The sequence below is a fragment of the Candidatus Methylarchaceae archaeon HK02M2 genome (assembly GCA_024256165.1).
Classification (GTDB): Archaea; Thermoproteota; Nitrososphaeria; order Nitrososphaerales; family JACAEJ01; genus HK02M2.
In genome coordinates this window covers 1-6,718 of sequence record JAKLZG010000048.1, presented here as the reverse complement: position 1 = coordinate 6,718, position 6,718 = coordinate 1, and the positions used below count along the sequence as shown (strand labels likewise).

The window sequence follows — 6,718 nt, the reverse complement described above, 5'->3', positions numbered from 1 at the left end:
TTAGACCATCGGGCGATGTCTCCACGTATAGATAATCCCAACCAGTTTCAATATTCATCCAATAATAATAGCTGAGATTGGCTGAAGTATAGTCACTCAGGTCTATCTCCTTCATCTCCATGATAGCTTCCATGTTGTAATCGTAGTTGTGTAATTCTGAGTTGGGCATCGGAGTTGGAACATAACCACGAAAAATAATGTCGTCTATATACCAGCCTTCATCGAAGATTATATCGTCGCTATAGAAGTTAAAGGTAATCTCATGAAAATCCCCGACATATGCATTCAAATTTATAGTTGTATATGTCCATGACAATATCTGAACTGTATCAAATCTTTCCACTTCAACATCGTCTACAAGGACTTGGCCATAATCCCATCCTATATCTGTAGAGATTAACTTATGGTAGAATCCTAGATAAGCCGTAGAATAATCTGTTAGGTCGACTGTCCGACTCATGTAAGCGTTCATATAGGTTTGATATGATGGCGATGATGAAGTTCCGGAGTATCCAATTCCTGCACAATAACCCTTGTAGTCTCCGCTATGAGTGCCTTCACCACCGAAATCAGAATCTACTTTGTCCCAATAAGCCACTGGACCTGTCGGTTCATCGTCACCCACGCTCCAACCGTTTATACCATCACCGAACTCGCCTTCAAAATCCTCTTTGAAAATTTGAACTGTACCAGTTCGCTCGCCTATTTGAGCACACCAAGCACTGTAATCTCCACTATGAGCCCTGTAGTCAGTTGCACCCCAATAATCATTTCCAGTAAAACTATCAAGATCAGCTACAGCCCAATCATTATCATCAGGGAAGACTCCTTCAAAATCCTCAGAGAAGATCGTAACTTCTGAATTATCTATAGGATTGGATAAAACTGGATTGATTGGAGTTAATAGTAGGACAGCAAAACTAATTATCGTTAGAACACTTAATGCTTTTTTATTGAGAAGAATTTCATTAAGTCTATTCATGCTATTTTTGTTCTGCTTAACGTTATTTATGTTTTTATAAAAATCCCATAACTCCTATTCAATAAAATCTGCTTCTAGCGTTACTAATTCGGATTTTATCAATAAAAGCATAATTAAGGAAAGATTGAATCAAGCTAAAATTTGTCTGGTTGAAAAGTATAATATAAGCTATTATGACTAATTTGTTTAAGGAAAATTTAACTTGAGGTAACGTCCAGAAAATCAAATAGATGAATAAAATAAGAGTTGCACTTATTGGTGGATTTTATGCTACTGGGAAGACCACCACTATCGTACGGTTGGGTAAAAAATTAAGTGAAGAAGGAAAACGTGTGGCAGTGATAACCAATGACAAAGGTGTTATCAATGTAGACGGTGAAGTTATAAAAAGTCTTGGATTCGAAGCTGTGGATATCACAGGAGGATGTATTTGCTATTATTTAGACCGAGTCAGCGAAGTTGTCAAGACTATTAGTAAAAAGTTCATACCTGATATAATATTAATTGAACCAGTGGCATATTTCTTACCCTCAAAACTTTATGAAGATTTAGGGAAAGAGTTAAGCGAAAAATTAGATGTAGCACCTATAACGATACTTGTCGATGGGTCACAACTTGTACAGTATGATCAAGAAGGTAAAGAATTGCCATTTATAGAATCACGCCAAATAGAGGATGCAGAAGTTGTTCTGATAAATAAGATTGATTTAGTACCACCAGATAAAATCCAAATTATAGAAAAAATAGTTCAAGAAATTAACCCTAGGGCAAGATTGATTAAGATGTCAGCAAAAACAGGAACAAACTTAGACGAATTATTTGATATAGTTCTTCATGGAAAGCATGAAGTCGTTCCAGCTGTCACCATGACAGTTATCAAGACTTTTGCTAGGTCTGTAACTGAAATAGGAGAGCGGGGGGAACAATATACTATCAATGCCAAAGAAATCCTTACTGAATCGAAAGTTAAGAACTTCTTAAGAGACCTATTAGAGGGAATAGGAAAGAAAGTCCAAGACACGGAAGCTGAGATCAGCCATTTAAAGGCGTATGTTAGCGATGGGGTTTTCTTTATTAAAGCTAGTTTGGTCAGATTAGGTCAAGAAGTTGATTTCGTTAGCAATATCAAGGGCTTAAGTAGCGGAAGAATCATTATTAATGCTATAGGGAGAGGTTTGCCCGATGATTTTCTTTATGGTTTGATGGTTAAAACACTCCAAGAAACTGCTCCGAGATACGGAATAGTTTTTAGATTAGAATAAAAATATTAAACTCCGTCTTTTCATAAAAAGATTTAGTAAAATATATGGTAGTTTAACGATTTATAATTACAATTTAAACTCAATTTCATTTAATGGAAGTGATGATCGTGTTGATCACGAAATACATGTCTACCACATGAATCGCCGATACCTGCTTTTCGAAGTCTTCCCGATTTAAAATCCGTAATTGCATCTCTAACCAAACCCGAAGCACCGATATATACATCTATACCAAATTCTTCAAACATACCGATAGCCCGTCTTCCAAGACCTCGACACACCAACACATTGACCCCCTCTCGCTCCATAAGTTCAGGAGGGTATTCATTTCCACCCATATGATGACTCGTATTTGGAATAACCTTTACATCATCAATGTCAAGATCGACAATGGTATAGTATGGAACCCTTCCGAAATGCTCCCCAACAAAGTCATCTAATCCATTTTCACCCTCGGTAGGTATACAAATTTTCATATGTTACCACCTTTTCCAAAGTGGCTTTCCATGTTGGGTGCATTTATCTCTTGAAGTTTGTCCTTTTTATACAGTGCCACTGCGTCTTTTATGGTCCCACTCGCTTCTGTAAAAACTCTTATTCCTGCAGCTTTTAAGGTTTGATAAGCATTTGGCCCTACATTCCCAGTAATAACAACTTTTACACCAGCTTTGGCAACAATCTGAGCTGCCTGAATACCTGCTCCACCAAAAGTCATTGCACTCTCATTAGATATGGTCTCAAAACCCATGGTATCAGTATCAAAAATCATAAAATATGGACATCTCCCAAATCGTGGAGCAACCTGTGCTTCTAAATTCTTACCTGAAGAAGATATTGCAATTTTCATATATATTTTAACTCCTTTTTAACCAATTTATAAAGATTAACAGGAAATCTTTCTAGGTTATTAAAATCTGCAACTTAGATCAGTTTTCTCCTCTGGACCATTATACAAATCCCATACATACAATCGATTGCGTTCTCTTTGCAGAAATTAATTGCCCACTCAGATTCTGAACCAGGCTGCATCCAAACCTTCGTGATACCTAACTCCTTGCAGGTCTTTACGATGTCCTCAGTGATTTTAGGTGGCACTACTAGATTGACAACATCAGGCTTAACTGGCAAGGATCTAAGATCAGGATAGCATTTATCCCCCATAATCTCTTTAGCGTTTGGGTTAACCGGGTAGACTTCGTATCCAGCCTCTTTCAAATCGATATATACTTGGTGGCCATACTTGTTGGGGTCTCTACTCGCTCCTACAATACTAATTATATTCTTCTTATCAAGAAACTCTTTTATTAGCTCCGGCTTTATCATATTTTACTTTCAATTGGTTTGAACAAATCTTTAAACTTTCATCGATTATAGCTTAGGATCTTTTCCAGAAACCACTGATTCTATCCACTAAATTTATTATCACTTAGAAATTAACATGATAATCGTATCGGATATGAGCCTGAAAGGAAAAAAGGTGTTGATGTTTGTAGAAGACGGCTACGAAGATCTCGAATTTTGGTATCCTAAGATAAGGTTGATTGAAGAGGGTGCAGAGCTCGTAGTTGCGAGTAAAAACGAGGGAGTCTTCAATAGCAAGCATGGGTATGAGGCAAAAGTAAAAGTCAGAGTTGAGAAATTAGACAGTAAAGAGTTTGACTGTCTCATCATACCTGGGGGGGTTGTATGTCCGGATAGGCTTAGGAGGCATGAAGAAGTATTAAGCTTTGTGAGGAGTATGAATGATCAAAGAAAGATTATAGCATCCATATGTCATGGGCCTTGGGTTTTAATCTCAGCTGGGATAGTTAAAGGAAAGAAGATGACATCATATTACTCCATAAAAGACGATATAGAAAACGCCGGGGCAGAGTACTTGGATAGATCGGTGGTTGTAGACGGTAATGTAATAACTTCGAGAAGACCCGATGATTTACCTAATTTCTGCAAAGCCATAATCAAAGCACTTAAAGGATAAGTAAAGATATAAGTAAATTTAATTAAATTTAACATGTAGAGCAAGAAGATAGAGTAAAGTTTAAGACTTTTTTCGAATTAAAAAGAGTTAATGAAAGTTGATTGTATTTTTTGCAAGATAGCTAAAGGAGATATATCAGCAGAAAAAATTTATGAGACGGAAAATATTGTATCTTTCTTAGATATAAATCCAAGAGCACCAGGTCATAGCTTAGTTATACCTAAGTTACATGTTCAGACATTTACCGACCTACAAGATGATTTGTTAACAGATGTCTTTAAGGGGACAAAAGAAGTTGTTAAAATTTTGAAGAAGGCTTTGGGGCCTGATGCATTCACGATAGGGATAAATGATGGTAAATCAGCTGGTCAAGAGATTCCACATTTGCATATAAACATCTTCCCAAGGTTTGAAAATGATAGAGGAAAATCGGTTCATTCAATTGTGGATAATCCTCCTAAAGAAGATATTAAGTATATAGCAAAAAAAATCAGGGATGCCATAATTGGTTCTTCTTGAGCCCATATTAAAAAAGAAGTTATGGAATTGTTGACTGCAAACAGATAACCAACTAAATGATAAAATTTAAGAGTTCATATTGTCATTTATGTAATATGGAAATAAACAAATTTTATACCTTACCAAAATTATCTTACGAATACAAAGATTTAGAGCCGCATATATCCGAAGAACAGTTAAAGATACACCATCAAAAGCATCATCAAGCATATGTCAATGGTGCAAATGCGATATTTGAGATACTAGACAAAGTACGAAAAGATGATATCGATGTGGATATTAAATCAACATTAAAAGCGCTGTCTTTCAACATAGGGGGCCACACCCTACACTCATTATTCTGGGATAACCTAGCACCAGCTGACAAAGGTGGTGAAAAGCCAGGTGGTATATTAGGGGATAGCATAAAGAAAGAGTTCGGGAGTATTGATAGGTTCAAAAAAGAGTTCTCGCAAGCAGCTGCTAGCGTAGAAGGATCTGGATGGGCAGCACTGACTTTGTGCAGGAAAACCGATAGACCCATAATAATGCAGATAGAGAAACACAATATCAACATTTATCCTATGTTTACAATCTTAATGGTTCTTGATGTCTGGGAGCATGCATACTATCTCGATTACAAGAACGAAAGAGGTAAATTTGTAAATGCGTTCTGGAACATCGTCAACTGGAATGAAGTAAATAAAAGGCTTGAAAAATTAAAGTAATCGAATACTTGTTGTAAATAATTTTCCCAGGGCTATATAAATAATATCGGACAAAGTCCCTAATTCTTTTAGATTATGATTTATAGAAGACTTTTATAGCCTATGCACTATAAATCATCATGTTGAGTAATCTAAGATTTCTATGTCAGAAATATGGCAGTGAGGAGTGCCCACTTAGGGGGACCGATGGCAATATATACGACATGTGCCCTTTGTGTGAACCTGAGTTTTATCAGGAATAAATATGCATAGAATAACAACGATATAGATTATTATCCAAATTTTGAAGGCCTTTTATACATCATTTTAGATTATTATCTCAATTTCAATATGAGCTAATTTAATTTAATTCGAGTTTAAAATAAGATTTTTAATTATTTTTACTCATTATTTATATATTTTAAAGAGCATAAATTGAAACATATGGTTGAAATTAACTTTCGAGTGGGCGGTGAAGCGGGTCAAGGGATCCAGACTGTTGGATACATCTTGGCAAAGACATTTGTAAGAGGGAACCTATATGTGTATACTTCTCAGGACTACGAGTCTAGAATAAGAGGGGGGCACAACTTTTTCCATATCAGGGTCTCCGATAATCCTGTCTACGGAACTTCAGAAAAGGTAGATTTACTGATCGCACTCAACAAAGAAACTCTTGACATTCATACAAAAGCTCTGACTGAAAATGGAGTAGTAATATTCGACGGAGAAAAGACCAAGATCGAAAAGGAAGATCGTTCTCAATTCGCTGTTCCCTTTCAACGCTTGGCTGAAGAGACTGCCAATAACAAGATATTTAGCAATACTGTGGCGATCGGAGTAGCCCTCAGCCTTGTCAAATATGACTTCGAAATATTAGGTGAAGTCTTGAAAGAAATCTTTAAGGCAAAGAGTAAACAAGTAGCTGAGAATAACATCAAAGCAGCCGAGGTAGGATACAGATACGCCAAGGAGAATTTTAAAGGAAAGCTGCCATTAGAATTAGAACCTATTGAAGGCCACAAGAGAATGCTGATAGGTGGAAACGAAGCCCTTGCACTAGGTGCTCTAGCAGCAGGGTGCAAATTCATGTGCGGCTATCCCATGACACCTTCAACTGGAATACTACAATACATGCTGAATAAGTCAGAAAAATTCAAAATTGTAGTAGAGCAAGCGGAAGATGAAATTGCGGCGCTAAACATGGCTTTAGGCGCTTCATTCACAGGCGTAAGAGCCATGACTGCGACATCAGGTGGCGGTTTTTCACTTATGGTTGAAGCATTAAGTC

9 protein-coding genes are annotated in these 6,718 nt (G+C 36.8%); 5 read left to right on the top strand and 4 right to left on the bottom strand.

All coding sequences use genetic code 11. The features are described 5' to 3' along the window. On the bottom strand, positions 1 to 982 hold a 982-nt coding region (locus tag L6N96_03920; GenBank protein MCP8323307.1), incomplete at its 3' end, for a hypothetical protein. Between the two features lie 230 nt (positions 983 to 1,212). Here L6N96_03920 and L6N96_03915 point away from each other — a divergent pair. Continuing rightward, positions 1,213 to 2,244: a hypothetical protein gene (locus L6N96_03915; protein ID MCP8323306.1), complete on the top strand. Its 1,032-nt coding sequence runs from the start codon at positions 1,213 to 1,215 to the stop codon at positions 2,242 to 2,244. Positions 2,245 to 2,333: 89 nt separating this feature from the next. On the opposite strand, the gene L6N96_03910 is transcribed toward L6N96_03915, so the two are convergent. The 3 genes from L6N96_03910 to L6N96_03900 all read right to left on the bottom strand — a co-directional run bounded on the left by L6N96_03910 (position 2,334) and on the right by L6N96_03900 (position 3,567). Beyond that, the gene (locus L6N96_03910; GenBank protein ID MCP8323305.1) at positions 2,334 to 2,720 is read right to left on the bottom strand and encodes a NifB/NifX family molybdenum-iron cluster-binding protein; all 387 of its coding nucleotides are present in this window, start codon (positions 2,718 to 2,720) and stop codon (positions 2,334 to 2,336) included. Further along, positions 2,717 to 3,091: a NifB/NifX family molybdenum-iron cluster-binding protein gene (locus L6N96_03905; GenBank protein MCP8323304.1), complete on the bottom strand. Its 375-nt coding sequence runs from the start codon at positions 3,089 to 3,091 to the stop codon at positions 2,717 to 2,719. The genes L6N96_03910 and L6N96_03905 overlap by 4 nt, the downstream gene beginning before the upstream one ends. Before the next feature lie 74 nt (positions 3,092 to 3,165). Further along, positions 3,166 to 3,567: a CoA-binding protein gene (locus tag L6N96_03900; protein MCP8323303.1), complete on the bottom strand. Its 402-nt coding sequence runs from the start codon at positions 3,565 to 3,567 to the stop codon at positions 3,166 to 3,168. A gap of 115 nt (positions 3,568 to 3,682) precedes the next feature. Between L6N96_03900 and L6N96_03895 the strand changes: the two genes are divergently transcribed. The 4 genes from L6N96_03895 to L6N96_03880 form a co-directional block, all read left to right on the top strand. Next, the gene (locus tag L6N96_03895) at positions 3,683 to 4,222 is read left to right on the top strand and encodes a type 1 glutamine amidotransferase (protein ID MCP8323302.1); all 540 of its coding nucleotides are present in this window, start codon (positions 3,683 to 3,685) and stop codon (positions 4,220 to 4,222) included. A 90-nt stretch (positions 4,223 to 4,312) separates the two neighbouring features. After that, positions 4,313 to 4,741: an HIT family protein gene (locus L6N96_03890; protein MCP8323301.1), complete on the top strand. Its 429-nt coding sequence runs from the start codon at positions 4,313 to 4,315 to the stop codon at positions 4,739 to 4,741. 95 nt (positions 4,742 to 4,836) lie between these two features. Then, positions 4,837 to 5,448 carry a superoxide dismutase gene (locus L6N96_03885; protein ID MCP8323300.1) on the top strand — a complete coding sequence of 204 codons (612 nt, stop codon included), beginning with the start codon at positions 4,837 to 4,839 and terminating at the stop codon, positions 5,446 to 5,448. Positions 5,449 to 5,871: 423 nt separating this feature from the next. Continuing rightward, on the top strand, positions 5,872 to 6,718 hold an 847-nt coding region (locus L6N96_03880), incomplete at its 3' end, for a 2-oxoacid:acceptor oxidoreductase family protein (protein ID MCP8323299.1).